Raw genomic sequence first — 26,522 nt, forward strand, 5'->3', positions numbered from 1 at the left:
ATGCCTCTGCTCGACGTACGCGATCTGAAGGTCGTCTTCCAGCGCAAGGGCGCCGAGCCGTTCACCGCTGTGGACGGCGTCGGCTTCGCCGTGGAACCGGGCCAGACGGTCGGGCTGGTCGGCGAGTCCGGCTGCGGCAAGTCGGTGACCAGCCTGGCGATCATGGGACTGCTGCCGCGCCGCGGCAACCGGGTCACCGGTGAGGTCCTCTTCGAGGACACCGACCTGCTGAGGCTGCGCCCGCAGGACCTGCGGGACCGGCGCGGCCGGGACATCGGCATGATCTTCCAGGACCCGTTGTCCTCGCTGAACCCGGTGATCCCGCTCGGCCTGCAGGTCGCCGAGGTGCTCGAACGCCACCAGGGCAAGACTCGGCAGGCGGCGCTGCGCCAGGCGCGGGAACTGCTCGACGCGGTCGGCATCCCGGATCCGGCCCGGCGGCTCAGGGAGTTCCCGCACCAACTCTCCGGCGGCATGCGGCAGCGGGCGCTGATCGCCATCGCGCTGGCCTGCAAGCCCCGGCTGCTGATCGCCGACGAGCCGACGACCGCGCTGGACGTGACCATCCAGGCGCAGATCCTGGCGCTGCTCAAGGACCTGGTCGACAGGTCCGGCACGGCCCTCGTGATGATCACTCACGACCTGGGGGTGGTGGCCGGGCTCTGCGACACGGTCAACGTCCTGTACGCCGGCAAGGTCGTCGAGCGGGCCGTGCGCCACGACCTGTTCGCGGACCCGCGACATCCGTACACCCATGGGCTGCTGCGGTCCGTGCCCCGGCTGGACGCCGACCGCGGCGGGCGCCTGCACCAGATCCGCGGCTCGGTCAGCGACAACATCCCGTGGCCGGACGGCTGCGCGTTCGCCCCGCGCTGCGACCGGGTGATCGACGACTGCATCGGCGCGACGGTGCCGCTCACCCCCACCCGCCGCCGCGACGGCGCGCTGCGGTGCACCAACCCCGTCCCGCTGGAGGTGCCGGCGTGAGCGAGACCCTCGTCGAGATCGACGACCTCAAGGTCCACTTCCCGATCAAGAGCGGACTGCTCTTCGACCGCACCGTCGGGCACGTCTACGCCGTCGACGGCGTCTCGCTCTCGATCCGGCGCGGCGAGACCTACGGCCTGGTCGGCGAGTCCGGCTGCGGCAAGTCCACGCTCGGGCGCGGCCTGCTGCGCCTGGTCGAACCGACGAGCGGCACGATCACCTTCGACGGTACGGACGTGCGCGCGCTCAAGGGCGAGCAGATGCGGCTGTTCCGCCGGCGCATCCAGATGGTCTTCCAGGACCCGTTGTCGAGCCTCGACCCGCGGCAGTCGGTCGAGTCCCTGCTCGTCGAGGGCCTCAAGGCGCACGACCTGCACCGGGACAAGGCAGCGGTACGGCAGCGACTGCGGTCCACCCTCGACGCGGTCGGCCTGCCGTCGTCGACGCTGAACAGGTACCCGCACGAGTTCTCCGGCGGGCAGCGCCAGCGCATCGGCATCGCCCGCGCCCTGATCCTCGGGCCCGAGCTGATCGTGGCCGACGAGCCGGTGTCCGCACTCGACGTGTCGATCCAGGCGCAGGTCGTCAACCTCCTCGGCGACCTGCAGGACTCGCTCGGCCTGACCTACCTGGTGATCGCGCACGACCTCGCGGTCGTCCGGCACATCTCCGACACGATCGGCGTGATGTACCTGGGCGCGCTGGTCGAGGAGGCCGACGGCGACCGGTTGTACGAGCGGCCGCTGCACCCGTACACCCGGGCGCTGCTCTCCGCCGTGCCGATCCCCGACCCGTACATCGAGGACCGGCGCGAGCGGATCCTGCTCGCCGGTGACCTGCCGTCGCCGGCCGACCCGCCGAGCGGATGCCGGTTCCGTACGCGCTGCCCGTGGTCACAGCCCCGTTGCGCCGAGGACCGGCCGCTGCTGCGGGCGTTCGACGACTCGGGGCAGCGGGTGGCGTGCCACTTCGCCGCCGAGATCCTCAGCGGCGACCTGAAGATGCACGAGGTGCGTACCGAGCTGATCCACCCGGACACGGACGCGCCCGACGTCGGCGCCGGGCTGATCCCGACCCGGACAGACCTGCCCTGACGCGGCTCCCGCTCAGCCACGACAACAGATCTGTGCAGATGGACGGCCGCACGGCCGGGCGGTCCGACCCGCCGGGCCGTGCGGGTGGGCCGGGCGCGGAGGCGGGGGGTGAGGCCGTGCCGCGGGGGGAGACCCGGCCGCTCCCGCCTCGCCGCCGTCGGCGCAGGTCCGGCCGGATCGACGTGATGCCGGTGTGGTGACATCGAAATGATGGCAGGGGCGGCCTAGGGTGGGCAGTGCTATGACGATGCAGGACCAGAACGCCGCCGAGGCGACCGAAACCCGACCGTGCGCCCACTGCGGGCGCCCCGTGCCGCAGCGCAACTCCGCCGGCCGGCCGTTCCGGTACTGCCGGGACAACGACGGTGAGTGCCAGCGCGCCTCCCGCAACGTGCGGATGCGGCACCGCTCCTCCCCCGGCCTGGCCGGCTCGGTCGCCCGCACCTGGGAGGTCGTGGACCGGCTCGACCAGATGGTCGGGACGCTGACCGAGGCCCTGCATTCGGAGATGTCCCCGGCCGGCGTCGAACGGCAGGTCGCCGAGGTGCGCGCGGAGACGTCGTCGGCGGTCGCCGCCGCGCACGCGGAGCGGGACGACGCGCGCCGCGACGCGGAGCAGGCGGCCACGGCGACCGCGGCGGCGCAGCAGATCGCGGCGGCCGCGACGGCCGAGCGTGACGAGGCACGCCAGCGTGCGAGCGAGGCGACGCGCGCCGCCGAGGAGGCCGGCAAGCGCGAGCAGGAAGCGCTCAAGGCCCGTGACGAGGCGGTGAAGGCCGCGACGGCCGCGGCAGCGCTGCGGGAACGTGCCGAGACGGAACGCGACGCCGCCGCCGAGGACCTGACCGCCACCCGGCGCGACCTGCAGGAGACCAAGGGCCAGCGCGACGCGGCGGAACGCGACCTTGCGGCAGCCTTGAAGGACCACAACGATTTCCGGCGTACGGCGGAGCAGGCGGCCCTGCGCGCCGAGGAGTCACTGACCGCCGCCCGTGCCGACGTCACCGCCGCCCGGGAGGCCGCCGAGCAGGCCGAGCTGCGTGCGAAAGCCGCCGAGCAGGCGACCGCGGAAGTCACGGCCCGCGCCGAGCGGGCAACCGCCGATGCCGCCGCGCGCGCCGAGCGGACCGCCGCCGACGTGGCCGGGGTGCGCCAGGAGCTCGCGTCGGTGGTGTCCGAGCGGGACGAGTTGCGACGCACGGCCGGGGATCTCGACCGTACGCGCAAGGATCTTGAACGTGCCGCCGAGGAACGCGCCGAGCTGGAGCGCCGCCTCGCGGCCGCACGCGCCGACGCGGACGCCGCACACCAGCGGGTCGCTCAGCTCACCGGGCAGGTCAGTGACCTGGCGTCGGCTCTGGCCGCGCTCGGCTCGGCCCGCCCGCCCGCCGCGACGCCGCCCGCACCGGCCCAGGCCGCACCGGCGGATCTCTGATCACCGCCGGTCCTGACCACGCCCGCCGCGCCCGGCGCGACGCCGTCCGCACCGGGGGCGCTGATCACCGTCGGCCCTGACCACGCCCGGCCCGCCCGCCGCGACGCCGTCCGCACCGCGGATCACCGTGGGGCCGGGTTCGTGGGGGGTGAACGCCCGAGTGACCGACATCGCACCACCCGTAGATGTGTTAAACAGCCATAAACTGGACCAAGGTCCACTTCACGAGCGTTCAAATTGGGGTGTAGGGTCGCACGCCGGTTACGCTCATAGCGTTACATCGCCTTTACCAGGCGGGTAAAAGACCGATAGAACACTCGGCGGCCGCAGGAATCCGGCGACCGTCCCTTTCGTTACACCAACGGAAGCAGCACCACGAGCGAGGGGAAGCCGATCATGGGCGAACGCATGCTGCGCGGCAGCCGTCTAGGCGCAGTCAGCTACGAGTCCGACCGTAACACCGAGCTGGCGCCCCGACAGACCCGTGAGTACCTGTGCGTCAAGGGCCACCAGTTCGAGGTTCCGTTCGCCGTCGACGCCGAGGTGCCGACCACCTGGGAGTGCAAGTTCGACGGCAGCGTGGCCCGACTGGTCGACGGCAGCGAGCCGGAGCAGAAGAAGGCCAAGCCACCGCGCACCCACTGGGACATGCTCCTGGAGCGGCGCTCGATCGCCGAGCTCGAGGACATCCTCAACGAGCGCCTGCAGGAAGTCCGCACCCGCCGCGGTCGCTGACCTCCGGCCAGGCCGCACCGCGGTCGCCGGCTGACCCCGGTCACGCCAGCCGCAGGCTCGGGCCGCCGACAACCACCGCACGGCCCCGAACCTGTCGGCACCCGCCCCAGACCCCGGACCGTCGGGGCCTCCACGAGCCTCGGGCCGCCGGTCCTCACCGCGGCCCCGAACTCGCCGGCACCCAGCGGGCCCCGAACCGTCGGGGTCCAGCACGGGCCTCGGGCCGCCGGCACCTACCGCAGGGTTCGAGCCACCAGGCCGCACCCGCGGGCTCCGGCCCGCCGACCGCACGAAGAACATCAAGACACACGAAAGGGCCGCCCTTCTCGGGGCGGCCCTTTCGTCGTGTTCCGGTCGGTGCGGGACAGCTGGCCGGCTAGCGGACGATCTCGCCTTCGATCGCGGCGGCGGGCTGGCGGTGCACCGGGGGCTCGTCGACGACGGATGCGTCGACCACCGTGGGGTCGTCGACGCGGACGCGAACCTTGCGCGGGCCGAACAGGTCGCCGGTGACGCCACCGCCGAGGCGACGGGTCGCGAAGCGCTCGACGCCGCGCCGGGCCAGGCCACGGCCCGGGGGCAGCAGCAGGAGCAGACCGGCCAGACCGGTGACGAAACCGGGCAGGGCCAGCAGAAGCGCCCCGCCGAGACCGACCAGCGAGTTGGTCACCTCGGTGCCGGGCGGGCGGCCGGCCGCGGCGGCCTGTTGGAAGGCCCGCCAGCCGCGGATCCCCTCACGGCGCAGCAGCGAGAAGCCGGCCAGGGTGATCGCGGCCAGCAGGAGGAACGCCCAGCCTGCCCCGATCAGGTGCGCCACCGCCACGAACGCCGAGATCTCGGCGACCGCGAGCAGCGGGAAGACGAAGGGAAGGTATGCCATCCGGCTACGGCGCATGGAGAGCCTCCGATTTCATGCGAACTCCACCAGCATGACACTCGAACCTGCGTCCCACCTGTGTGCCCGCTGAGGCCGCCGTCACTCCCGCCGCGGGCCGCACGGATGCCGGTCCCGCCCCGGACCGCACGGATGCCGCTCCCGCCCCGGACCGCACGGATGCCGACAACCACGGCCGGGCCGGAGCACCGCGAAAACCGCCGGCCGGGCCGGAATGCCATGAAGGCCGGGCTGCACCAAGTGCGGCCCGGCCTTACGCCAACCCGGGCGTCACGGCCAGGTCTGCTCCTGCTTCGGCTTGCGGCCGACGGCCTTGAGCAGCGACTCCTTACGAGCCTGAGCACCCCACACGGTCACCCGCAGCAGCTGCTCCTTGAAGATGTTCCCGCTCATCTTGCTGACACCGTGCTCCCGCTCGGTGAACGTGATCGGCACCTCGACCAGCCGGAACCCACCCCGGAACGCCCGCCAGGCCAGCTCCACCTGGAACGAGTAACCGGTCGACGCCACCGACGCCACGTCGATCGCGTCGAGAACCGCCATCCGGTACGCCCGGTACCCACCCGTGGCATCCCGGAACGGCATACCCAGCGCCATCCGGATGTAGATGTTGCCACCCCGCGACAGCAGCAGCCGGCGCATCGGCCAGTTGTGCACGCTGCCACCCGGGATGTACCGCGTGCCGAGCACCGCATCCGCCCCGGCGAGCGCGTCGAGCAGCTTCGACAGCTCCTCCGGCGCGTGCGAGCCGTCCGCGTCCATCTCGACGACCGCGTCGTAACCCTTGTCCTTGGCCCAGGCGAACCCGGCCTTGTACGCCGCGCCGAGCCCCTCCTTGCCCTGCCGGTGCAGGACGAAGATGTGGTCGTCGGCAAGGGCCAGCTCATCCGCGATGGCCCCGGTACCGTCCGGCGAGTTGTCGTCGGCGACCAGGATGTCCACCTCCGGCACCGCCTTGCGCACCCGCCCGGTGATCAGCCGGACATTGTCCGCCTCGTTGTAGGTGGGAATGATCACGAGGACCCGACCAACTCCCGGGTAGCCTTCCGCCTCGCTCAACGTTCCTCCACGATCTCGTCGCCCCCGATGCTGTCGATTACCCTCCGGCGACGCAGCGGAACGGCGCCTACCAGGGCGATCACGGCCAAACCGACCGCTGTCGCCTCGGGCCAGATGCCCGAACGAGTCGCTAGCGTACGCGTTCCCCCGGCGGCCATTTCATGCACCACCACCCCTGCGGTGTTGAAGCCCGTCGCGCCGTGCACGCCGCCGCTGGTATCCACGAACGCCGACACCCCGACGGTCGACACCATCAGCGAGTCCAGGCCGTGCTCGACGGCCCGCAGACGCACCATGGCCAGCTGCTGGCGGGCCTCGCCCTCGTCGAACGTGGCGTTGTTCGTCTGCACGGTGAGGACCTGGGCGCCCTTGCGGACCGTGTCCCGGACGATGCCGTCGTAGGCCACCTCGAAGCAGATCACGTCGCCGATGGTCAGCGCGCCGGTGTCGATCACGCCGGCGTGGTCCCCGGCGAGCATGTTGCGCACCAGGTCGACCTTGTCGGTGACGAGCCGGGCGACCGGGCGCAGCGGCATGTACTCCGCGAACGGGACGGGGTGCTGCTTGATGTAGGCCTGGGTCAGGTCCGGCCCGGTGACCGGCATCCAGAGCAGGCCGGCGTTCTTGATGTCGCCCGGGTTGTCGGTGCGCAGGACCGTGCCGACCAGGATCGGCACGCCGATCTCGCGGGCGGCCGCGGAGATCTCGTCGGCGGCGTCCTGGTTGCGCAGCGGGTCGATGTCGCTGGAGTTCTCCGGCCAGACCACCAGGTCCGGTTTCGGCTGGCGGCCGGCGGTCACGTCGGCGGCGAGCTGCCGGGTGGCGGTCACGTGGTTGTCCAGCACCGCGCGCCGCTGGGCGTTGAAGTCCAGCCCGAGCCGCGGCACGTTGCCCTGCACGATCGCGACGGTGTAGGCCGGGCCGCCCGGCGCGGACAGCGGGATCGCGGCGGGCGCGCCGATCAGCACGGCCGCCGTGGCGGCGAACCCGGCGGCCGGCAGCAGCGCCGGACGCCGGCCGTCGCGCCAGGCCAGAGCGACCAGGGCGCCACCGGCGGCGGCCACCGCGAACGTCACCAGGGGCGCACCGCCCCAGGCCGCCAGACGCAGCGTGGGGGCGTCGCCCTGGCTGAACGCGAGCCGCCCCCACGGGAAGCCGCCGAACGGGGCCCGGTCACGCAACGCCTCGTCGGCGACCCAGAGCACGCCGGTCAGCAGCGGCCACAGCGCGCGGCGCCGGTCGATCAGCGGGGACAGCCACGCCGAGGCGAGCCCGGCCAGGCCGACGACGACGGCCTCGGCGCTGGACAGCAGCGCCCAGGGCAGCCAGCCGGCCGCGATCCGGGTCCACTCCAGCAGCGGGTAGAACAGGACGACACCGGCCAGCAGGCCCAGGCCGAAGCCGGCCCGCAGGCGCCGCCGGTGCACCGCCGCCGCGAGCAGCGCGACCCCGATCGGGGCCAGCCACCACAGGTCATAGGGCGGCAGGGCGAGCAGCAGCGCCGCGCCCGCGGCCACCGCGAGGGCCACGGCCACCGGCAGCCGCAGCGGGGCGGGCCCGGGCGGTGGCGCGGCGGGACCCGGCTCCGTCAGCTCCGGGGGCGGCATCGTCATTTCCACGCCAGGCAGGCTACCCGCCGGTCAGGGGCGTTCCGGCAGGACAGTCGGCCGCAATCTCGTACCGGCCGGATGAGAACCGGCTGAGAACAAGCCCCGCTGGCCGCCGGGCCGGCTGCGAACCGGCCCGCTGAGAACTGGGCTGACCGAGAACTGGGCCGGCTGAGAACTGGCAGAGGGGCGCGGCTCCAGCGGCCGCGCCCCTCGGGGTGCTTCTTCGTCCCTCACGCCCTTCACGGCCGGTGCACCGGACGGCCTCGCGCTGACCTTCGGACCGACGCGTCACGGGCTGGCTGCCCGCGCCGTGCCGTTGTCTACTGGCCAGGCTCGGCTCGTCCCGGCTTCCGGTGGTGCGACCCGGTCCGCGCCGCCCGCGCACCCCCACCCCCTGGACCTGGCTGAACGCGCGACCCCTGCGGGAACGGCACTGCGGCCAGTGGGTAAGGGAGCGAAGCGGATCACAGTCGCTCGCCGTGAAACAGGACCTGAAGACGGTACGTCCGGACGGGGGCGGTCTGTCAACACCGGCATTACCGATTCCGGCGTGTCGCCCCCTCCGGCGTGTCCGAAAATGTACTCCGTCGATCCGGCCCGGCGGCCAGCAGGGTGTCGGCCAGCGCCCCGGCCACCGCGGGGTGATCGACGGCCAGCAATCCCGCCGCGGCCAGCACGTACGCGCTGTCGACCACCGCCCGCGCACGGTCCGGCAGCGCCCAGCCGCCGGCCGTGTCGCCCAGCACGGCGCGCAGGACGTGCTCGCCGCCGCCGTGCCGCAGCACTCCCCCGGATCCGATGACCAGGCGGACATCGCGCAGGTCACGGCCACCCGTGCGGGGTAGTCCGGGCCCGGCCGGGTGACCCCTGGCGTGCCGCCGCAGCGCGATCGTCGCCGCGGTCGCGGCCAGCTCCTGCTCCGCGAGGGGATCTGCCAACTTCTCCACGATCGCGGCCTGCAGGGTCGACGGGGCGCCCGCGGCCACCCCGAGATCCCCCTCGACCGTCCGCGACCGCCACAGGGTGCCGGCCACGTCGCGCCGCGGGCCGGTGGACAGCTCCGCGTCCGGGACCAGCGCCGAGTACACGTCGGTCGTGGCCCCGCCGACGTCCACGACCAGGACCCCGAACCCGGCCCGGTCGGCGAGCAGCTCGACACCGGCCAGCACGGCGTCCGGCGTGGCGCAGCGCACGAGCGCGGCGAACCGCGGGCCCTTCGACAGGCGTTTGCCGCCGATCACGTGCCGCAGGAACACCTCGCGGATCGCCGCCCGCGCCGGCGCCGGGTCCAGCACGCCGATCCGGGGCAGCACGTTGCCGGTCACCGTCACCGGCACCCCGCGCGCGGTCAGAAGATCACGAGCCTGCTCCCGTACGTCCGCGTTGCCGGCCAGGACCACCGGAAGGCGCAACCGGGCGGTGGCCAGGCGCCGCGCGTTGTGCAGCAGCACCTCGGCGTCCCCGCCGTCGGTGCCGCCGACCAGCAGCACCACGTCGGGGCGGGCGGCGCGCAGCGCGGTGATCGCCGCGCCGGTCAGCGGCCCGGACGCGACGTGCACGACCTGCGCGCCGGCGGACAGCCCGACCCGGTGGCCGGCCTCGGCGGTGACCAGGCTCTCGTAGCCGACGACGGCGAGGCGCAGGCCGCCGCCGGCCGACGAGCAGACGTAGAGCGGCGCGCCCGCGCCGTCCACCGCGGCGACGGCGGCGTTCAGGCCGTCCAGGACGTCCGTCGCGGACGTGGTCGGCACCTCGGCCCGGCTGATCAGTTGTGCGTCGCGCAGATCGATCCTGGCGGCTTTCGTGTACGTCGACCCGACGTCCACGCAGACGGCTTCCGGCGCCGTCGTCACGGCTCCTCCGCCGCCCGGCCGGCGCGGCTCACGCCTTGGGCGCGGCTCACGCCTTGGCCGGCACGACGACGGTGCCCACCGCCGTCACCGCGACGATCGGCTCGTCGAGCACTGCCGCCGCCGACCCGCCCGTGCCCCGGCAGACGACCGTGGACGTGAACTCGATCTTGCGGCTGCGGGTGCCCATGTGCACCACCGTGGCGGTGATCTCCAGGACGTCCCCGGCCTGCACCGGCGCCTTGAACTGCACGTCGTCGTAGGACGCGAACAGCCCCTCGTCCCCGTCGAGCCGGATGCAGACCTCGGTGGCGACGTCGCCGAACAGCCCCAGCGAGTACGCCCCGTCGACCAGGTTCCCGGCGTAGTGCGCGTGCGAGTACGGGACATACCGCCGATGGGTGACAGTGATCAACTTCTGCTCTCAATCAGCGCGTGGACCAGGTAGGAGGCGACCTCGCGGGGCGTGGTACCGCGGGTGAAGATCCGGTCGACGCCGAGCTCGCCGGTCATCAGCTCGTCGAAGCGCGGCCCGCCGACGATCAGCAGCGGACGTTTCCCGGCCGGCAGCGCCTCCCGGAACGCCGCCGACATCGCCCGGGTGTTGTGCAGGTGCGCGTCCCGCTGGGTGACCACCTGGGAGACCAGGACGGCGTCAGCCTTCTTCTCCCGGGCCGTCTCGACCAGGTCGGGCACCGACACCTGCGCGCCCATGTTGGTCACCGACAACTCGGAGTAGTACTCCAGACCCTTCTCACCGGCGATGCCCTTGAGGTTCAGGATCGCGTCGATGCCGACGGTGTGCGCGTCGGTGCCGATGCACGCGCCCACCACGTTGAGCCGCCGCCGCAGCCGCCGCTTGATGACCGCGTTCACTTCCTTCGCGCTCAGCAGCGGATAGTCACGCTCGACGACCTGCACCTGGTCGGTGTCGACGAGGTGACCCACCTTGCCGTAGACGACGAAGAACGTGAACTCGTCGCCCATCTGCTTGGCATGCACCAGCATCGCCGGGTCCATGCCCATCTTGCCGGCGAGCTGCAGCGCGGCGCCCTCGGCGCGCTTGTCGTGCGGGATCGGCAGGGTGAAGGAGAGCTGGACCATGCCGTCGCCCGTGGTGTCGCCGTAGGGCCTGATGATGCTCACGCCAGGACCTCCGTGACCGGGTTGTAGTAGTCCGCCTCCTGCTTGGCGACGCCGTCGAGGCCCTTGCCCCGGTCGGCGGGGCGTTTCATCAAGCCGAACGTGCCGTCGGCGATGGCGTCCATCAGCGTGTCGCCGACGATGCGCTCCAGCAGCTCGATGGCCTCGCCGAGCACCTGGTTGGCGCGGCCGCGGATGAACGGGCCGGGCACGAAGTCCTCGTGCAGGTTCCCGGCGCCGTTGAGCACGTATTTCACGTTCTGCAGGGCGATGTCGCGGTCGGAGAGCCACGGCGTCACGACGGCCTCGGTCATCATCCCGACCAGCAGGATCCCCTGCCCGGTCAGCGCGCCGGCCAGGTTGAAGAAGCCGTCCAGCAGGTTGCCGCGGAACACGTCGCCGGTCATGTGCTTGGTCGGCGGCATCCACTTGAGCGGCGCCTCGGGGAACAGCTCGCGGGCGAGCAGCGCGTGCGCCAGCTCCAGGCGGAACGAATCCGGCAAGTCCGGGTTGATCTCGAACGCGTGCCCGAGCCCGAGCTGCCAGTCCGCCAGCCCCGCCTCGTGCGCGAAGAACTCGTTGAGCAGCTGGGACACGGTCACGGTGTGCGCCGCCTCGACGGCGTCCGCGGTGGTGAGGTAGTTGTCCTCACCGGTGTTGATGATGATCCCGGCGCGGGCGTGCACCTGCCGGCTGAACCGCTGGTCGACGAAGGTGCGGATCGGGTTGATGTCGCGGAACAGGATGCCGTACATCGAGTCGTTGAGCATCATGTCCAGGCGTTCCATGCCGGCCAGCGCCGCGATCTCCGGCATGCACAGCCCGGACGCGTAGTTGGTCAGGCGGATGTAGCGGCCGAGCTCGCGGGAGGTCACGTCGAGCGCCGCGCGCATCAGCCGGAAGTTCTCCTGCGTCGCGTACGTGCCGGCGAAACCCTCCCGCGTCGCGCCCTCGGGCACGTAGTCCAGCAACGACTGCCCCGTGGACCGGATCACCGCGATGATGTCCGCGCCGGCTCGCGCCGCCGCCTGCGCCTGCGGGATGTCCTCGTAGATGTCACCGGTGGCGACGATCAGGTAGATCCACGGGCGCTGCGCCGGATCGCCGTACCGCCGGATCAGTTTGTCCCGTTCGGCTCTTCGCCGGTCGACGAGCTTGAGCCCTCCGGCGGCAGCCCTTTTGGCATGTCGCCGGGCCGCGGCGACGTCCGCCTTCTTCTCGGGCACGTCGAAGCGCACCGACCCGGCCGCGGCTTTCTGCGCGAGCACGGTCAGGTCCTCGACACCCGTCGTCAGCGCGGCGTGCAGGACCGGCACGGCCACCCCGTGACCCAGCCCGACGTCCGCGCGCACGGCGTCGACCAGGCGGTTCACCCAGGGGATGCCGTCCGGGTCGGCGCCGTGCACACCGGCCAGGCGCAGCACCGCCCGCTCCACCGAGACGGTGGTGTGCGACCGCGCGAGGTCGACGACGGGCTGCCCGGCCTTCGCGGCGAGCGCCCGCGCCCGCGCGACGATCCGCGGGTCAAGATCCAGCTTCCCGGCCACCTTGTCGTGTCTCCCTAGCTCTCGTGGATGGTGTCGCCGTGCAGCACCGTGCGGCGGCAGACCGGCCGCTGCGGAACCACACCGTCGATGTCGGGCAGCAGCGCGGGCAGACCCTCGACGACCCCGCCGGGGGTGTCCCAGGCCGCGAAGGTGGCCGACGCGCCCGGCGCCAGCACGCCGACCCGGCTGACGCCGGCGGCCCGCCAGCCGCCGCGGCTGGCCGCCGCGAACGCCGCCCGCACCTTCATCCGGTAGACCGGATTGCGCGGGGCGGCGGCGGCCACCACCATGGCCCACGGGTCGAGCGCGGTCACCGGCGAGTCCGAGCCGAACGCCAGAGCCACCCCGGTCGCGTGCATCGCCCCGATCGGGTTGCTGGTCAGGGCCCGCTCGACGCCGAGGCGCTGGGCGTACATCCGGTCGTTGCCGCCCCACAGCGCGTCGAAGACCGGCTGCACCGAGGCGGTCACACCGAACTCGACCATCCGGGCGATCATCGCCTTGTCGATCAGCTCGACGTGCTCGATCCGATGGTTGCCCTCGCGCAGCCGGTCGACGCCGACCTGCTTCGCGGCGATCGCGAACCCGTCCAGGACGGTGTCGATCGCGGCGTCGCCGATCGCGTGGAAGCCGCCCTGGAAGCCGATCCGGATGCAGTCGAGCAGGTGCTCACCGACCTGCTCGGCGGTCAGGAACGCCTCGCCGCAGCCGTGCTCCCCGTCGTGGTACGCCGAGCGCAGCGACGCGGTCCGCGACCCGAGCGCGCCGTCGGCGTAGAGGTCGCCGGCCGCACCGGCCGCGCCCAGCTCCCGCGCCTTCTCGGCGCCGCCCAGCTCACCCCAGTAGCCGAAGACCTGCGGCAGCCCCTGCGCCGACAGCGCGAGCACCGACTGGAAGTCGGCCTCGCTGGACGTGCCCGGGCCGCCGCACTCGTGGACCGCGGCGATGCCCAGCGACGCGGCACGGCTCAGCGCGCTCCGCTGCGCCGCGGTGCGCTGCGCGGGGGTCAGCGCGCCGAGCGCCACCGCCCGTACCGCATGGTGGGCCTGCTCCCGGACCCAGCCGGACGGGTGATAACCCTCGACGCCCTCGGCCTGCGGCAGCAGCGCCGAGCTGACCAGCGCGGAGTGCACCGACGCCTGCGACAGGTACACCTTGCGGCCCTGCGCGGCCCGGTCCAGCTCGGCCGCGGCCGGCGGGGTCTGCTCGGCCCAGGTCGACTCGTCCCAGCCGTGCCCGTGCACCACACCGTCGGCCGGGCGTGTCCGGGCGAACGCCGCCACCGCGTCGAGCAGCTCACCCGCGGACCGCACCCCGGACAGGTCGAGGCCGTCGATGGCCAGGCCGGTGTCGGTGGCGTGCAGGTGCGCGTCGACGAACGCCGGGGTGACCAGGGCGCCCTGCAGGTCGACGGTGCGGTCGGCGGCCGGGGCGTCGGCGGTGTCGCCCAGCCACTCGATGGTGCCGCCGCGGACCAGCATCGCGGTGGCGCGCGGCTCGGCGGCGGAGTAGAAGCGGCCGTTGGTGTAACGGATGACGGCTTCGCTGTTGCGGACCAGGGGAGAAGTCATGCGGTCAGTCTCCCGCGATCCGCTTCTCGAACAAGGCTCGCACCGCGGGTGTGGTGCGCAGCAGGTCGACGGCGAACGCGGCGTGCCCGGGCACGTAGCCGTTGCCGACCAGCATGGTCACGTCCGCGGCCAGGCCCTCGGCGCCGAGCGCGGCGGCCGGGAAGCTGGTCGCCATCGAGAAGAAGATCACGGTGCCACCCGGCTTCGTGGCCAGGATCGCGCCGTGCTCACAACCGGGCACGTCGACGCAGACGACAGTGATGTCCGCCTGCGCCTTCTCCGCGACCTCGACCGGATTCCGCGCATCCGCGATCGCGATCTCGTCGGCGACCCCGGCTCCGGCGAGCGCGTCGCGCTCCGCTTCGGAGACGACGATTGCCGTGGTACGGGCGCCCGCCCGCTTCGCCGCGGCCAGGCTCAGCGATCCGCTCTTGCCCGCCCCGCCGAGCACCAGCACCGTCGGGTCCCGATACTGCCGGGCGACCCGGTCGACCAGGGCCGGCGCCCCGCACACGTCATAGACGGCCAGCGCCAGCTCAGCAGGCAGATCGCCGGGCAGCACGCCGACGATCGAACGCCCGAAGAGAATCGCCGTCCCGTCCGCCGGGACCTGCTCGGAGAGCCCGTCCCAGTCCCTGAGGTCGTCGGTGATCCGCAGCGGCGTCAGCGTCAGGCTCACCAGCGTCGCGACCCGATCACCGGGCTCGACCCCCAGCGGCGACTCCGGCCCGACCTCCTCGACGACCCCGATCAGCATCCCACCGGAGCCGGTCACGGGATTGTGCATCTTGCCGCGCGTCGCCACGATGTCGAGCACCTCGGCGCGGACCTTGGCGCCGTCCCCGCCATGTTTCTCCGCGAGCTGCCGGAAACTGGCAGCGTCGAGGTTGAGCCGCCGCACCCGGATGCGCACCTCGTCCGGGCCGATCTCCGGGGACGCGTCCAGCCGCCACGCGGCCTGGGGCAGCACCCCGGGCGGTTCGATCACCCGCTGCAGACCCACTGATCCCGCCATCGACAGCCCCCTCACGTCAAACTCTCGCCCTAAGGCGCCGCTACACCGTAAATCTTCCGTAGCCTGGGTTTCTAGACCGAAGATTCTCCAGTACGTTAGTGCACCTGAACAGATCTTAAGTTTCGGGAGGGCAACGGTGTCCGAACAGCCTTACGAGTACCAGCGGCGCGAGCTGGTCGAGCCCGACTGGACCCGGTTCCCCGGCTGGCGCGACGTCACCGCCGCCCAGTGGCAGTCCGCCCAGTGGCAGCGGGTCAACTGTGTGAAGAACGTGAAGCAGCTGCGGGCGGTCCTCGGCGACCTGGTCGACGAGTCGTTCTACGCCGACCTGGAGGCCGACCAGGAGCGCCTGGCCACCATGTCGATGCTGCTCCCGCCGCAGATGCTCAACACGATGGTGCCGCACGAGGTGCCGGACACGGCGTCGTTCTACGCCGATCCGGTGCGCCGCTACATGCTCCCGGTCGCCACCGACCGTCACCTCGACTGGCCGTCCCACCCGAACGCGAGCCGCGACTCCCTGCACGAACACGACATGTGGGTCGCCGAGGGCCTCACCCACCGTTACCCGACGAAGGTGCTCGCCGAGCTGCTGTCCACCTGCCCGCAGTACTGCGGGCACTGCACCCGGATGGACCTGGTCGGCAACAGCACCCCCACGGTCCCGAAACTCAAACTGCTCCAGAAGCCCGTCGACCGGTACGCGGCCCACCTCGACTACCTGAAGACCCATCCGGGCGTACGGGACGTGGTCGTCTCCGGCGGCGACGTCGCCAACGTGCCGTGGAAACAGCTCGAGGCGTACCTGATGGGCCTGCTCTCGGTCCCCACCGTCCGGGACATCCGCCTGGCCACGAAAGCACTGATGGGCCTGCCCCAGCACTGGCTGCAGGACGACGTGGTCGAAGGCATGCACCGGGTGGCGGTCACCGCGCAGCGCCGTGGCGTCAACCTCGCCGTGCACACCCACGTCAACCACGTGAACTCGCTGACCCCGGCGGTCGCCAAGGCCGCGCAGACCCTGCTCGAGATCGGCGTACGCGACGTGCGCAACCAGGGTGTCCTCATGCGCGGCGTCAACGCCACCTCGGAAGACCTGCTCGACCTGTGCTTCGGGCTGCAGGGCGAGGCCGGGATCCTGCCGTACTACTTCTACATGTGCGACATGATCCCCAACGCGGAGCACTGGCGGGTGCCGGTGTGGCACGCCCAGCAACTGCAGCACGACCTGATGGGCTACCTGCCGGGCTACGCGACGCCGCGGATCGTGTGCGACGTCCCGTTCGTCGGCAAGCGCTGGGTGCACATGGTCGCCGAGTACGACCGGGAACACGGCATCTCGTACTGGACGAAGAACTACCGCACGTCGATCGAGAAGGACGACAGCGAGGCGTTGTCGAAGCTCTACGCCTACTACGACCCGATCGACACGCTGCCGGACGCCGGCCAGCAGTGGTGGCGCAAACAGCAGGACCTGGTCAGCGCATGAGAAAGGGCCCCCGAACCGGGGGCCCTTTTCACATCGATCAGCTGAAGGCGTCGCGGACGTCGCGGCCCGCGTCCTTCACGTGCTCACCGGCCTGCTTGGTGTGCGCGGCGGCCTCCTGGGCCTCGCCCTCGGCGTACAGCCGCGGGTTGTCGGTCGCCTCGCCGATGCCCTGCTTGGCCTTGCCGGTCAGTTCCTCGGCCTTGTTCTTGGCCTTGTCGGTGAAGCTCATAAGTCAACCCTCCGTGCATCGTGTCCGTAGTGGGGTGCCTCGATCACAGAGGTGCCCGATCGGCGCGAATCCGAAACAGCGCCGCCGGCCTCCCCGCCCCGGCACGCTCCCACCCGAGGTCGGGGCTCCGGAATAGGATCGCGGTCGTGGATGCCTTCGCCGAGCGGGCGTCGTCCTTCGGGACGGCCGCTGATGCCTATGAGCGCGGTCGTCCGCCGTACCCGGAAAGCGCCGTTGACTTCCTGCTCCCGACCGGCTCGCCGCAGGTGCTCGATCTCGGCGCCGGGACCGGCAAACTGACCCGGCAGATCCGGGCGCGCGGGCTCGATGTCGTCGCCGTCGACCCGTCCGAAGGGATGCTCGGCGAGCTGCGCCGGGCGGTGCCCGGGGTCGGCACGCACGTCGGCACCGCGGAAAACATCCCGCTGCCCGACGCGTCCGTCGACGTGGTCCTCGTCGCGCAGGCCTGGCACTGGGTCGACCCGGCCCGGGCCGTGCCGGAGATCGCCCGGGTGCTGACCCCCGGCGGCCGGCTCGGCCTGATCTGGAACCTGCGCGACGAACGCGCCGACTGGGTCCGGCGACTGGGAACGATCATCGGCCGCGAGGAGCGCCGCGAGACGACGATCGGGCCGCCGTTCGGGCCGATCGAGACGGCGACGTTCGGATGGACCCACGACGTGCGGCCGGCCGGACTGCTCGACCTCGTCGCCTCGCGCAGCGGGGTGATCCTGCTGCCCAAGGACGAGCGGGCGGCCCTGCTGGCCCAGGTCCGCCAGCTGATCTCGACCCACCCGGCGCTGCTCGGCCACGACTCCTACGCCCTGCCGTACCTGACACAGTGCGCCTACGCGGACCTGCCCCAGCGCTTCCGTTCGTAAGCCCGTCGAGGACGCCGGGCGCCGGCATCCCTCGCCGATGTCACGGTGCTTCGACACTCGAGACGCGATATCTGCTGACATCGGCTGACAGCAGCGGGGGCAGATCGAGGCCGGGGCCGCCGGCGGCGCGGAAGGCGAGCAGGTCGTCGTCGGACTCCCAGCGCTCATAGACCAGGATCCGGCCCGGCACGATCGGGTCGGCCGACTGGGTGAAGTCGTGGCAGCCTCGTGCCTCCCGGGCGGCCCGGGCCACGCCGGCGACCCCGGCAAGGTAGGGATCGCGATCGTCCGGGGACACCCGGAGCTCGCCAGCGATGATGATCATGTGGCTTCCGATCGATAGGGTTCGCGGTATGGACGTCGACGGATACCTGCGCCGCCTCGGGCTGGCATCACTGGCCGGTCAGGCACCCAGCGTCGCCGGGTTGCACGCGCTGCACACGGCCCACGCCGAGCGGGTGCCCTACGAGTGCCTGGAGATCTGGCTCGGGCGGCCGACCACCATCGAACCACGCGATTCCGTACGCCGGATCGTGGCCGGCCGGGGCGGCTACTGCTACCACCTCAACGGGGCGTTCTCCGCGCTGCTGCGGGCCCTCGGCTATCAGGTCACCCGGCACGTCGGCGGGGTGCAGGGCAACGCCTCGCAGCCGGCCGAGGTCAACGCCAACCACCTCGTGCTCACCGTCTCCGGGCTGCCCTCGGACGACGCCCCCGGCGGGACCTGGCTGGTGGACCTCGGGATGGGTGACGGGTTGCACGCGCCGCTGCCGCTGGTGGCCGGCGAGTACCGGCAGGGCCCGTTCCGGTATGCGCTGCGGCCGTCGGAGGTGGAGCCCGGCGGGTGGCGCTTCGACCACGACCCGGCCGGCTCCTTCCTGGGCATGGACTTCCGCGGCACGGCCACGGAGATGACCGCCTTCCAGGCCCAGCATCAGCACCTGTCGACGTCACCGGAGTCCGGATTCGTGCGGGTCGCGACGGCCGTCCGGCGGGACGCCACCGGCGTGGACCTCGTCCGGACACTGGTCCTGACCCGGATCGGCGCCGACCCGCGACGGGTCGAGCTCACCACCCGCAACGACTACTTCACCGCGATGGCGGACGTCTTCGGCCTGACGTTCACGGACGTCACCGCGGCCGAGCGCGACGCCCTCTGGTCTCGTCTCGCCGCAGCCCACGAGCAGTGGCTGGCCGGGCAGCCCGCCTGAGCCGCCGCCGTGGCCGCTCGCGCCTCATGCCACAACCCAGGAACAGTGGCCGACCCGACAGCCGCCGCCATGGCCGTTCCCGGCCCACGCCACAACCCACGAACAGTGGCCGACCTGACAGCCCGCCCGAGCCGACGCCGAGGCCGTTCGCCTCATGACATCTGGCTTGCCGGCCTTGCGGGCGATGTGGTCGGATTGGCGGAGCATCGCGTGTCGGCGGCGGACTGCGCCGGGCATGGAGGTGCGGAACCGAAGGGACCGCCCACGTGGCCTCCCCTGCCGGCGACCGGGTCGCCGCGCTCAGCAAGCAACTCGCCGAAACCCACCACGAACTGCGCCGCCGCCTCGCCGGCCTGCGCGCCCGAACCACCTCCCCGCCCGCCGCCGCGCCCATCCCGCAGGCCTCATCGGCCCGCGCCGCCGACCCGCAGGGCGCATCGGGCCGCCCAGCGGACCCGCAAGCACCATCGGCCCGCGTCGCCGACCCGCAGGCTCCACCGGCCCGCATGGTCGACCCACAGGCGCCACCGGCTCGGTCGACCGACCCGAACGCACCGGCCGCTCCTGGGACCGGCCCGCACGTGCCGACGGCGCCACCCGACCCGGCCGACGACCTGCGCGCGCACTGCCTTGCCTTTTGCGGCGCGCTGACCACCCACCACCAGGGCGAGGACACCGGCCTGTTCGCCGCGCTGCTGCGCGAACGCCCGGACCTCGAGCCGACGATCGACAAGCTGGTCGAGGACCACGGCCTGATCACCGGAATCCTCCACCGCATCGCCGAGCTCAGCACCGCCGACCCGGCCAAGGTCGGCCCGGAGCTGGACGGCTTGGCCGCGATCATGGAGTCGCACTTCCGCTACGAGGAGCGGGCCCTCGCCGAAGCCCTCGACGCCGGCGTTCCCGACGACGGCTGGTCCACCCCCGTTCTCCGGTTGATATCTCCACGGAACCACCGATAGCGCACCCGGCAGCGGCGGCCCGACGCCAACGTGTCGCCGCTGCCCGACCCGGCCGCCATCCACGCACGGCGAACAGAGCCCCACCCCGCTGCGCCGCGCCGAGCAACAGGATCACGGACCGCGCACTATCCGGGCGTGGACGCCAAGTTGCCGACCGCGTCCGCGTAGTAGGTGTCCGCCAGGTGCTCGACGATCTCGCGAATCGTCCACGCTCCCAGCGTGGCCTGATCCCATTGCTGCTCGGTCAGCGACTCCAGGCGCACGGTCCAGATCTGCGCCAGCCTGGTCAACCGGCTCGTCGCCTCCGCCAGGTCCTCCTTCGTGAACGGTGCCAGGTCGCCCGGCGTGGTGATCGCCGACGCGTGCCAGTGGTCCGGGATTGTCGGCACCCCGGCCAGCCGTGCCTCCACCTCGGCCAGGTGGTCGATCAGGTGGTCCGTGATCCGCCGGATCGCCTTGTGCGGCGTATACACCCGGTCGTCGGCCGGGATCGGCGTCCCGTCCCACCCGGTCCAGCTCTGCGCGAGGCGCAGGGCATGAGAAACAGACTCCTCGATCATGCGGCTCGGTTCTGGCATCGATCATCCCTTCCGCGTACGGCATCAGCCCCGTCACGCTAGAGCCGCAACTGTTCGCCACCCGCCGAACCATCGCGCCCCCTGCTCACACAGAGCGTGCGGTCTGCGCAGTGCTCGGCTCGGACGGCTTTCATGGGCGAAGAAGCAGACGGCCCGTGTGACTGCGCTCCTCCATCAGCTTGTGGGCGGTCGCAGCCTCCTCCAGCGGCAGCTCGGCCGAGACCGCCGTGCGTATCCGCCCCCGCGCGAACAGGGCTGCCACCTCGGACATCTCCTCGCGGGCCGCCTCGGGTGCGAACAGGCGCCACGCCGTCAGGTTGAAGCCGGTGACCGTGCGCAGCGCGAACAACGATGCCACCGGCACCTCATCCGCTCCCCCGGCCGCGGCGCCGTAGACCACCGCCCGCCCGAACGGCGCCAGCAACCCCAGCGCCTGCCGCAGCACGTCGCCGCCGACCGCGTCCAGCACCACGTCGACCCCGGCCGGAGCCGCCTCGCGCACCCGCTGCGGCCAGTCGGGCAACCCATAATCCACGGCCAGGTCGGCGCCGAGCGACCGGACGAACTCCAGCTTGCCGCCCGAGGCCGCACCGGCCACCACTCCCGCTCCCAGCTCCCTGGCGAGCTGGACGATCAGATGTCCGATCCCACCGGCCGCCGCGTGCACCAGCACACTCTCGCCGGGCCGCACCCCGGCTGACCGCAACACCCGCAGCGCCACCGGAGCCGCCATCGGCAGCATCACCGCATCAGCCACGGTCAGCCCGGCCGGCACCTCGGCCAGCCAGCCCGCATCCGCGAGCACGAACTCCGCATAGGCATCCTCCGCCAGCGCTGCCACCCGACGGCCGACGAGCTCCGGGCCCACGCCGGGGCCTACCTCGGTGATGACGCCGACCACGTCACCGGTCGGGCGCCCGGGCAGCGGACGACGGAAGATCCCCTCGCCGCCGCGGCGGAACCAGGTGTCGACGAAGTTGACCCCGACCGCCTCGACCCGGATCAGCACCTGGCCGTCGCCCGGCACCGGGACCGCCGCCTCTTCGACGGTCAGCACCTCCGGGCCGCCAAACTCGTGATACCGCACTCGCCGCACCGACCCCACCCCCCATTAAACTGACCAGCAGTCCAGTTGCTGCGACCTTACTGGACCGACGGTCAACTTGTCGATGGGAATGCCATGCCTCGTTCCGGACGCCTGCGCGCCGACGCCGCCCGCAACCGCACGGCCCTGCTGCGCGCGGTCGAGGAACTGCTCGCCCATCACCACCCGGCACAGATCTCGATGGACCTGGTGGCGACCACCGCCGGCGTCGGCAAGGGCACCGTGTTCCACCGCTTCGGCAGCCGTGACGGGCTGATGCTCGCCCTCGTCCAGGAGCGCGCTCACGACCTCGGCGTTGCGATCGCCGACGGGCCGCCCCCGCTCGGGCCCGGCGCACCCCCGCGAGCCCGGCTGCTCGCCTTCCTCAGCGCGGTGGTCGACCTCGTCTCGCGCAACAAGGGCCTGCTCGCCGCCCTCGGGCCGGCCATCGCCGCGCCGTCCGATCAGGGGCCGCGGGAGGCCCACCCCGTCTACCGCACCTGGCACGGCCACATCGCCGGGCTGGCCGGGCAGGAACGCCCCGACCTGGACACCGACATGCTCGCCCACGTGCTGCTCGCCTCCGTGCACAGCGAACCCATCCTGGAAGCGCTCGCCCGCGGTGAGGGCGAACGCCTCGACCGGACCCTGCGCGACCTGGTCACCGCCCTCCTCCCGGACGGCGCAGCCAGCCACACGAAAGCAGAATCCCGGCACCCGTGACGCTGAGCGTCACCGCGGGCAGGCTTCCGCGACATCCGGCGGTCAACGGCCGCGCCGGCATGAAGACCGGGTATCGGCGCCGGTAGTGGACGATCACGCCGGGCCGCTCAGCCGGGCGGCGACGAAGGCGAAAGCCGGCGGAATGACCGTGCTCCAATACGTGAAGTTGTGCTTTCCCGGCCCGAAAGTGCCGGCCACCGGCTCGGCCGGCAACTCCCGGCGCAGCGCGTGGACATTCGCGAACAACGGATCGCCGCGTCCGCACCACAGGCCGACCGGGGTGCCCGCCAGCCGCTGCACGCCGCGGAACACCGCGTCGCCGGGCACGACCGCCGGGGAGAACGCGGCGACCGCCCGAACGAACAGCGGGAACGTCTCGGCCAGGAGCAACGACCCATACCCGCCCATCGACCAGCCCCACGCCGCCAGCCGCCTGGTGTCGTAGCCGCGCGCGGCGCACCACCCCGGCAGTTCCTCGTGCAGCATGCGCTGCGGGTCGTCGCCCTCCCCCGGCTGCCACGCCAGCCGGTCACCGGTCGCGCCGGCCAGCACGAACGGCGGCGCGCCGCGGTTCACGGCGTCGGTCAGGAATCGGCCGATGCCCAGCGACTTGAAGTCCGCCGGACGTTTGGAGCCGCCGTGCAGGATGAGGCAGACCGGCAGGCCCGAGCCGTCCCCGTGCCCGGCCGGCACCGCCGTGTAGAAGTCGACGGTCGTCCGGCGCGCCTTCGAATACCGCAGCTCACAGCGCTCGGGGCCGGGCGGGACCGAGGGTACGGCCAGTGGGGCGACGGCGGCGCGGCCGGATTCGTACGCCCACGCGCCGACCGCCGTCGACGCCGCCACCAGGGAGGCGGCCAGCAGGGTGCGTCGTCGCATGGTCCTCCGCCCTTCGCTCGTGTCGTGGGGACAACGCGCGCCCGGCGGACCCCGTCACGGGTCGCTGATCAGTCCACGAGGTGCGGTCAGGCGTGCCGCTCGTACACCGGAGAGAGCTTCAGCTTGCCAGCGCCGTGGGCTCCCACACGTGCCATAGTGCGTCCTAGGAGGCTAGGTCAAAGGCAAGGCACTTCGACGCCCGTACGGGCAAAGCTTCTTGAAGGTCTTATTCTTCGCCGGCGGGCGGTGCGATCCGGGGCGGACGATTCTCGTACGGCGTGGACAGCACCACCGTCGTCCGCGTCGTCACGTTCGCCGCCGTGCGGATGTCCTGCAGCAGTCGCTCCAGGTCAGCGGGGCTCTTCACCCGCACGAGGAGCATGTAGAAGTCCTCCCCCGCCACCGAGTAGCAGGAGTCGATCTCGGTGAGATGCGCCAGCCGCTCGGGCGCGTCGTCCGGCTGGGACGGGTCGAACGGGCGGATCGCGACGAACGCGGTCAGCGGCAGATTCAGCGCCTCGTAGGAAACCTTCGCCGTGTAACCGGAGATCACGCCGCGCTGCTCGAGCCGGCGGACACGCTGGTGCACGGCGGAGACACTGAGGCCCACCCGCTCGGCCAGGTCGGTGTAGGACAACCGCCCGTCCGCGGTCAGGGCCGACACGATCGCCCGGTCGATCTCTTCCACGCGGGTAAGAGTAACGACCGGGCGAACCAAGGGCGTCAGCCGGTCAGCGAGCGGGCGATCACCATGCGTTGGATCTGGTTGGTGCCCTCGACGATCTGCAGCACCTTGGCCTCGCGGAACCAGCGCTCGACCGGATGATCGGCGACATAGCCATACCCCCCGAGCACCTGCACGGCGTCGGTCGTCACGCGCATCGCGGCGTCGGTGGCGAAGAGTTTCGCCTTCGCCGCCTCGGTCGAGAAGGGGCGGCCGGCATCCTTGAGGCGGGCGGCGGAGAGCAGCAGCGCACGCGCCGCGGAGACCTGGGTGGCCATGTCGGCGAGCATGAAGCCGACCCCTTGGAAACGACCGATCGGCTGGCCGAACTGTTCGCGTTCCCGCGCGTAGGACACCGCGTAGCTCAACGCCGCCTGCGCCAGGCCGACCGCGCACGCGGCGATCCCGAGACGGCCCGCGTCCAGGGCTTTCATCGCGATGGCGAAGCCCTGGCCCTCCTCGCCGACGATCCGGTCGTGCGGGATCCGCGCGTTGTCCAGGACGATCTGCGCCGGCGCCGACGACCGCAGGCCCATCAGCCGCTCGCGTGCCTGCGGGAGCAGCCCGGGGGTGTTCGCGTCCGCCAGAAGGCAGGAGATTCCCTTCGCGCCCGGACCGCCCGTACGGCAGAAGATGTTGTAGAAATCGGCGGAGCCGCCGTGCGTGATCCACGCTTTCGTGCCGTTGACCAGCCAATCCTCGCCGTCGGGCACGGCTCGGGTGGTGAGGTTCGCCGCGTCCGAACCACCCTGCGGCTCGGAGAGACAGTAGGCGCCGAGCAGCTCGCCGCCGAGCATCTCCGGCAGCGCCTTGCGTTGCCGCTCACTGCCGAACGCGGCCACCGGGAAACACGACAGCGTGTGGACGCTGACGGCTTCGGCGATGCCGAGCCAGGTCCCGGCGAGGATCTCCAGAACCTGAAGATAGATCTCGTACGGCTGACCGGCGCCGCCGACACTTTCGTCATACGGCAAGCCGAGCAGGCCGGAGCGGCCTATCGTTCGCAGGACCTCCCGCGGGAACTCGCCGCGCGCCTCGTAGTCGTCGACCTTGCCGGCCAGCTCACGGGTGGCGAGCTCACGGGTGAGGTCGAGCAGGTCGTGTGCCTCAGGGGTGGGAAGCAGTCGATCCACGGTCACCCGCTCAGCTTAACGTTCGTTCAACTCCCGGAACAGGCGGTACGGCCGCCGGCTGCTTTGTGGCACGGCGGAGGATCAGCGGGCAGCGGCGGGCGGGCGGCGGCGAGCGGGGGGCGGGCGGCGAACGATCGGCGGGCAGCGAACCCACACGGCCGCGGAGGTGGCGGCCCCGGCTGCGCCACCGAGTCTCAGGCGCCCGGGGTGACCAGGCCCGTCTCGTACGCGAGGACGACCGCCTGAGCACGGTCACGCAGCTCCAACTTGGCGAAGATGCGGGCCACGTGGGTCTTGACGGTCGCCTCGCTGAGGGTCAGCGTCGCGGCGAGCTCGGTGTTCGACAGGCCCCGGCCGAGCAGCGTGAGCACCTCCATCTCGCGCGGGGTGAGCGGGGACAGGTCGCGGTGCACGGCCGGCCGGGCGCCGGCGAAGCGCTGCACCAGGCGGCGGGTGATCGTCGGCGAGAGCAGCGCGTCACCCGTGCCGACCAGGCGGACCGCTGCCGCGAGGTGGTCGGCGGTGACGTCCTTGAGCAGGAAGCCGCTGGCACCGAGGGCGAGCGCCGAGTAGACGTACCTGTCCAGATCGAAGGTGGTGAGCATCAGCACCCGGCAGTGCGGGCTGTGCGCGAGGATCCGCCGGGTGGCCTCCAGCCCGTCCATGACCGGCATGCGGATGTCCATCAGCACGACGTCGGGCCGCAGGCGGCGTTCCGCCTCGACGGCCTCGGCACCGTCGCCCGCCTCGCCGGCCACGTCGATGCCCCGGGCGGTCAGGATGAGCCGGAACCCGGCACGGATCAACTCCTGGTCGTCGGCGATCAGGACCCGCGGTGAGGTCATGGCCCCTCCACCGGGATGCGCGCCCGGACCCGGAAGCCCCCGCCGAGCCGGCGACGGGCGTCGAGGTCACCGCCGTACACCGAGACTCTCTGCCGCAGGCCGAGCAGACCGCGACCGGTGCCGCTCTCCTCCGGGGGTGCGGCCGGGGATGAGGATCCTCCGGTCAGGACGCTGGGACCGCTGGTCAGCACCTCCACCCGCAGGGCGCGCTCGGCGTAGCGGACGGTCACCTCGGCCTTGCCACCGGCGCCGTGCTTCAGCGCGTTGGTCAGGGCCTCCTGGACGATCCGGTAAGCGGTCACGTCGATGCCCGAGGGCAGTGGCCGGGGCTGCCCCGAGATGCGCACCTCGACCGGCAGCCCGGCGAACGCGATCCGGTCGACGAGCGCGCCGAGGGCCCGCAACGTCGGCTGCGGCGTGAGATCGGCATCGGCCTCGTCGTCGGCGGACGGTGCGAGCAGGCCCAGCAGGTGCCGCAGCTCCGTCATCGTGGTGCGGCCCGCCTTCTCCACCTCGGCCAGCGCGGAGTCCGCCGTCGCCGGCATCGTGGTGAGCACCTCGCGGGCCGCGGCGGTCTGCACGATCATCACGCTCACGTTGTGGCTGACGATGTCGTGCAGCTCGCGGGCGATGCGCGCCCGTTCCGCGCCGACGGCGGCCTGCGTGGCGCTCTCCCGTTCCCGCTCCAGCAGCCAGCCGCGCTCCCCCAGGTCACGGGCGTGCCGGCGGCGGGTGCGGACCAGCACGGCCCCGAGAGCGGCGACGATCGCGCAGGCTGCCGCCAGCGCGCCGGCGAGCCACAGTGTTCTCACGCGTCACACCTTGGCAGACGGCGGCCGCGGG

27 protein-coding genes are annotated in these 26,522 nt (G+C 72.3%); 9 read left to right on the top strand and 18 right to left on the bottom strand.

The genetic code is table 11. The features are described 5' to 3' along the window. The 4 genes from Acy02nite_RS12890 to Acy02nite_RS12905 all read left to right on the top strand — a co-directional run bounded on the left by Acy02nite_RS12890 (nucleotide 1) and on the right by Acy02nite_RS12905 (nucleotide 4,251). Nucleotides 1–987, top strand: a complete 987-nt coding sequence (locus Acy02nite_RS12890) for an ABC transporter ATP-binding protein (protein ID WP_203740226.1) — start codon at nucleotides 1–3, stop codon at nucleotides 985–987. Next, nucleotides 984–2,081: an ABC transporter ATP-binding protein gene (locus Acy02nite_RS12895; protein ID WP_203740228.1), complete on the top strand. Its 1,098-nt coding sequence runs from the start codon at nucleotides 984–986 to the stop codon at nucleotides 2,079–2,081. The genes Acy02nite_RS12890 and Acy02nite_RS12895 overlap by 4 nt, the downstream gene beginning before the upstream one ends. A 241-nt stretch (nucleotides 2,082–2,322) precedes the next feature. Beyond that, entirely contained in the window at nucleotides 2,323–3,516 is a 1,194-nt protein-coding gene (locus Acy02nite_RS12900) for a coiled-coil domain-containing protein (protein WP_203740230.1), read from the top strand. Between the two features lie 396 nt (nucleotides 3,517–3,912). Continuing rightward, the gene (locus tag Acy02nite_RS12905; RefSeq protein ID WP_014689763.1) at nucleotides 3,913–4,251 is read left to right on the top strand and encodes an RNA polymerase-binding protein RbpA; all 339 of its coding nucleotides are present in this window, start codon (nucleotides 3,913–3,915) and stop codon (nucleotides 4,249–4,251) included. Between the two features lie 376 nt (nucleotides 4,252–4,627). On the opposite strand, the gene Acy02nite_RS12910 is transcribed toward Acy02nite_RS12905, so the two are convergent. The 9 genes from Acy02nite_RS12910 to kdd all read right to left on the bottom strand — a co-directional run bounded on the left by Acy02nite_RS12910 (nucleotide 4,628) and on the right by kdd (nucleotide 14,941). Then, a complete protein-coding gene (locus Acy02nite_RS12910) occupies nucleotides 4,628–5,146 on the bottom strand; it encodes an FxsA family protein (RefSeq protein WP_203740232.1) in 519 nt (172 codons plus the stop codon). Between the two features lie 270 nt (nucleotides 5,147–5,416). Beyond that, nucleotides 5,417–6,205: a polyprenol monophosphomannose synthase gene (locus tag Acy02nite_RS12915; RefSeq protein WP_203740234.1), complete on the bottom strand. Its 789-nt coding sequence runs from the start codon at nucleotides 6,203–6,205 to the stop codon at nucleotides 5,417–5,419. After that, entirely contained in the window at nucleotides 6,202–7,818 is a 1,617-nt protein-coding gene (lnt, locus tag Acy02nite_RS12920; RefSeq protein WP_203740535.1) for an apolipoprotein N-acyltransferase, read from the bottom strand. Before lnt ends, Acy02nite_RS12915 begins: the two co-directional genes overlap by 4 nt. 533 nt (nucleotides 7,819–8,351) lie before the next feature. Further along, nucleotides 8,352–9,668, bottom strand: a complete 1,317-nt coding sequence (locus Acy02nite_RS12925; protein WP_203740236.1) for a glutamate mutase L — start codon at nucleotides 9,666–9,668, stop codon at nucleotides 8,352–8,354. Nucleotides 9,669–9,714: 46 nt separating this feature from the next. After that, nucleotides 9,715–10,080 carry a 3-aminobutyryl-CoA ammonia lyase gene (kal, locus tag Acy02nite_RS12930; protein ID WP_203740238.1) on the bottom strand — a complete coding sequence of 122 codons (366 nt, stop codon included), beginning with the start codon at nucleotides 10,078–10,080 and terminating at the stop codon, nucleotides 9,715–9,717. After that, nucleotides 10,077–10,811, bottom strand: a complete 735-nt coding sequence (gene kamE / locus Acy02nite_RS12935) for a lysine 5,6-aminomutase subunit beta (RefSeq protein ID WP_203740240.1) — start codon at nucleotides 10,809–10,811, stop codon at nucleotides 10,077–10,079. Before kamE ends, kal begins: the two co-directional genes overlap by 4 nt. After that, a complete protein-coding gene (gene kamD / locus Acy02nite_RS12940) occupies nucleotides 10,808–12,355 on the bottom strand; it encodes a lysine 5,6-aminomutase subunit alpha (protein WP_203740242.1) in 1,548 nt (515 codons plus the stop codon). The genes kamE and kamD overlap by 4 nt, the downstream gene beginning before the upstream one ends. 14 nt (nucleotides 12,356–12,369) lie before the next feature. Beyond that, entirely contained in the window at nucleotides 12,370–13,836 is a 1,467-nt protein-coding gene (locus Acy02nite_RS12945; protein WP_239174738.1) for an amidohydrolase, read from the bottom strand. A 94-nt stretch (nucleotides 13,837–13,930) separates the two neighbouring features. After that, on the bottom strand, nucleotides 13,931–14,941 hold the full coding sequence (gene kdd / locus Acy02nite_RS12950; protein WP_203740246.1) for an L-erythro-3,5-diaminohexanoate dehydrogenase: 1,011 nt from the start codon (nucleotides 14,939–14,941) through the stop codon (nucleotides 13,931–13,933). 112 nt (nucleotides 14,942–15,053) lie between these two features. On the opposite strand from kdd, the gene Acy02nite_RS12955 reads away from it, so the two are divergent. Next, complete coding sequence (locus Acy02nite_RS12955; RefSeq protein ID WP_425548190.1) at nucleotides 15,054–16,430, top strand: KamA family radical SAM protein; 1,377 nt, start codon at nucleotides 15,054–15,056, stop codon at nucleotides 16,428–16,430. A 37-nt stretch (nucleotides 16,431–16,467) separates the two neighbouring features. On the opposite strand, the gene Acy02nite_RS12960 is transcribed toward Acy02nite_RS12955, so the two are convergent. After that, nucleotides 16,468–16,659: a CsbD family protein gene (locus Acy02nite_RS12960; protein WP_203740250.1), complete on the bottom strand. Its 192-nt coding sequence runs from the start codon at nucleotides 16,657–16,659 to the stop codon at nucleotides 16,468–16,470. 146 nt (nucleotides 16,660–16,805) lie between these two features. Here Acy02nite_RS12960 and Acy02nite_RS12965 point away from each other — a divergent pair, with 146 nt between their 5' ends. After that, the gene (locus Acy02nite_RS12965) at nucleotides 16,806–17,540 is read left to right on the top strand and encodes a class I SAM-dependent methyltransferase (RefSeq protein ID WP_239174689.1); all 735 of its coding nucleotides are present in this window, start codon (nucleotides 16,806–16,808) and stop codon (nucleotides 17,538–17,540) included. Between the two features lie 40 nt (nucleotides 17,541–17,580). Here the strand turns inward: Acy02nite_RS12965 and Acy02nite_RS12970 are convergent, their stop codons facing one another. Next, nucleotides 17,581–17,865: a putative quinol monooxygenase gene (locus tag Acy02nite_RS12970; protein WP_203740252.1), complete on the bottom strand. Its 285-nt coding sequence runs from the start codon at nucleotides 17,863–17,865 to the stop codon at nucleotides 17,581–17,583. Nucleotides 17,866–17,893: 28 nt separating this feature from the next. On the opposite strand from Acy02nite_RS12970, the gene Acy02nite_RS12975 reads away from it, so the two are divergent. Beyond that, nucleotides 17,894–18,751: an arylamine N-acetyltransferase family protein gene (locus tag Acy02nite_RS12975; RefSeq protein ID WP_203740254.1), complete on the top strand. Its 858-nt coding sequence runs from the start codon at nucleotides 17,894–17,896 to the stop codon at nucleotides 18,749–18,751. A 266-nt stretch (nucleotides 18,752–19,017) separates the two neighbouring features. Beyond that, nucleotides 19,018–19,713: a hemerythrin domain-containing protein gene (locus Acy02nite_RS12980; protein WP_203740256.1), complete on the top strand. Its 696-nt coding sequence runs from the start codon at nucleotides 19,018–19,020 to the stop codon at nucleotides 19,711–19,713. Nucleotides 19,714–19,838: 125 nt separating this feature from the next. On the opposite strand, the gene Acy02nite_RS12985 is transcribed toward Acy02nite_RS12980, so the two are convergent. Then, the gene (locus tag Acy02nite_RS12985) at nucleotides 19,839–20,291 is read right to left on the bottom strand and encodes a hypothetical protein (protein ID WP_203740258.1); all 453 of its coding nucleotides are present in this window, start codon (nucleotides 20,289–20,291) and stop codon (nucleotides 19,839–19,841) included. A gap of 130 nt (nucleotides 20,292–20,421) precedes the next feature. Then, nucleotides 20,422–21,387 (bottom strand): quinone oxidoreductase family protein, encoded by a 966-nt coding sequence (locus tag Acy02nite_RS12990; protein ID WP_203740260.1) that lies wholly within the window; start codon nucleotides 21,385–21,387, stop codon nucleotides 20,422–20,424. An 84-nt stretch (nucleotides 21,388–21,471) separates the two neighbouring features. Between Acy02nite_RS12990 and Acy02nite_RS12995 the strand changes: the two genes are divergently transcribed. After that, a complete protein-coding gene (locus tag Acy02nite_RS12995) occupies nucleotides 21,472–22,098 on the top strand; it encodes a TetR/AcrR family transcriptional regulator (protein ID WP_203740262.1) in 627 nt (208 codons plus the stop codon). A 93-nt stretch (nucleotides 22,099–22,191) separates the two neighbouring features. Here the strand turns inward: Acy02nite_RS12995 and Acy02nite_RS13000 are convergent, their stop codons facing one another. From Acy02nite_RS13000 to Acy02nite_RS13020, 5 genes are all read right to left on the bottom strand, one after another. Further along, nucleotides 22,192–22,977 (bottom strand): alpha/beta hydrolase-fold protein, encoded by a 786-nt coding sequence (locus Acy02nite_RS13000; RefSeq protein ID WP_203740264.1) that lies wholly within the window; start codon nucleotides 22,975–22,977, stop codon nucleotides 22,192–22,194. 226 nt (nucleotides 22,978–23,203) lie between these two features. Continuing rightward, nucleotides 23,204–23,665: an Lrp/AsnC family transcriptional regulator gene (locus Acy02nite_RS13005; protein WP_203740266.1), complete on the bottom strand. Its 462-nt coding sequence runs from the start codon at nucleotides 23,663–23,665 to the stop codon at nucleotides 23,204–23,206. Nucleotides 23,666–23,700: 35 nt separating this feature from the next. Continuing rightward, a complete protein-coding gene (locus Acy02nite_RS13010) occupies nucleotides 23,701–24,840 on the bottom strand; it encodes an acyl-CoA dehydrogenase family protein (protein WP_203740268.1) in 1,140 nt (379 codons plus the stop codon). Between the two features lie 188 nt (nucleotides 24,841–25,028). Then, nucleotides 25,029–25,679, bottom strand: coding sequence for a response regulator (locus Acy02nite_RS13015; protein ID WP_203740270.1), 651 nt, complete (start codon nucleotides 25,677–25,679; stop codon nucleotides 25,029–25,031). Next, nucleotides 25,676–26,491: a sensor histidine kinase gene (locus tag Acy02nite_RS13020; protein ID WP_203740272.1), complete on the bottom strand. Its 816-nt coding sequence runs from the start codon at nucleotides 26,489–26,491 to the stop codon at nucleotides 25,676–25,678. The genes Acy02nite_RS13015 and Acy02nite_RS13020 overlap by 4 nt, the downstream gene beginning before the upstream one ends. Nucleotides 26,492–26,522 lie beyond the last annotated feature (31 nt).

Origin of the sequence: Actinoplanes cyaneus, assembly GCF_016862095.1 — a bacterium.
GTDB lineage: Bacteria > Actinomycetota > Actinomycetes > Mycobacteriales > Micromonosporaceae > Actinoplanes > Actinoplanes cyaneus.

What these genes read in the sequence shown, in the direction of transcription:
- Acy02nite_RS12890 (WP_203740226.1), top strand. Translation starts at nt 1, where the DNA reads ATGCCTCTGCTCGACGTACGCGATCTGAAGGTCGTCTTCCAGCGCAAG.
- Acy02nite_RS12900 (WP_203740230.1), top strand. Translation starts at nt 2,323, where the DNA reads ATGACGATGCAGGACCAGAACGCCGCCGAGGCGACCGAAACCCGACCG.
- Acy02nite_RS12905 (WP_014689763.1), top strand. Translation starts at nt 3,913, where the DNA reads ATGGGCGAACGCATGCTGCGCGGCAGCCGTCTAGGCGCAGTCAGCTAC.
- Acy02nite_RS12910 (WP_203740232.1), bottom strand. Translation starts at nt 5,146, where the DNA reads ATGCGCCGTAGCCGGATGGCATACCTTCCCTTCGTCTTCCCGCTGCTC.
- lnt (WP_203740535.1), bottom strand. Translation starts at nt 7,818, where the DNA reads ATGACGATGCCGCCCCCGGAGCTGACGGAGCCGGGTCCCGCCGCGCCA.
- Acy02nite_RS12945 (WP_239174738.1), bottom strand. Translation starts at nt 13,836, where the DNA reads ATGCTGGTCCGCGGCGGCACCATCGAGTGGCTGGGCGACACCGCCGAC.
- kdd (WP_203740246.1), bottom strand. Translation starts at nt 14,941, where the DNA reads ATGGCGGGATCAGTGGGTCTGCAGCGGGTGATCGAACCGCCCGGGGTG.
- Acy02nite_RS12960 (WP_203740250.1), bottom strand. Translation starts at nt 16,659, where the DNA reads ATGAGCTTCACCGACAAGGCCAAGAACAAGGCCGAGGAACTGACCGGC.
- Acy02nite_RS12970 (WP_203740252.1), bottom strand. Translation starts at nt 17,865, where the DNA reads ATGATCATCATCGCTGGCGAGCTCCGGGTGTCCCCGGACGATCGCGAT.
- Acy02nite_RS12975 (WP_203740254.1), top strand. Translation starts at nt 17,894, where the DNA reads ATGGACGTCGACGGATACCTGCGCCGCCTCGGGCTGGCATCACTGGCC.
- Acy02nite_RS12985 (WP_203740258.1), bottom strand. Translation starts at nt 20,291, where the DNA reads ATGCCAGAACCGAGCCGCATGATCGAGGAGTCTGTTTCTCATGCCCTG.
- Acy02nite_RS12995 (WP_203740262.1), top strand. Translation starts at nt 21,472, where the DNA reads ATGCCTCGTTCCGGACGCCTGCGCGCCGACGCCGCCCGCAACCGCACG.
- Acy02nite_RS13000 (WP_203740264.1), bottom strand. Translation starts at nt 22,977, where the DNA reads ATGCGACGACGCACCCTGCTGGCCGCCTCCCTGGTGGCGGCGTCGACG.
- Acy02nite_RS13015 (WP_203740270.1), bottom strand. Translation starts at nt 25,679, where the DNA reads ATGACCTCACCGCGGGTCCTGATCGCCGACGACCAGGAGTTGATCCGT.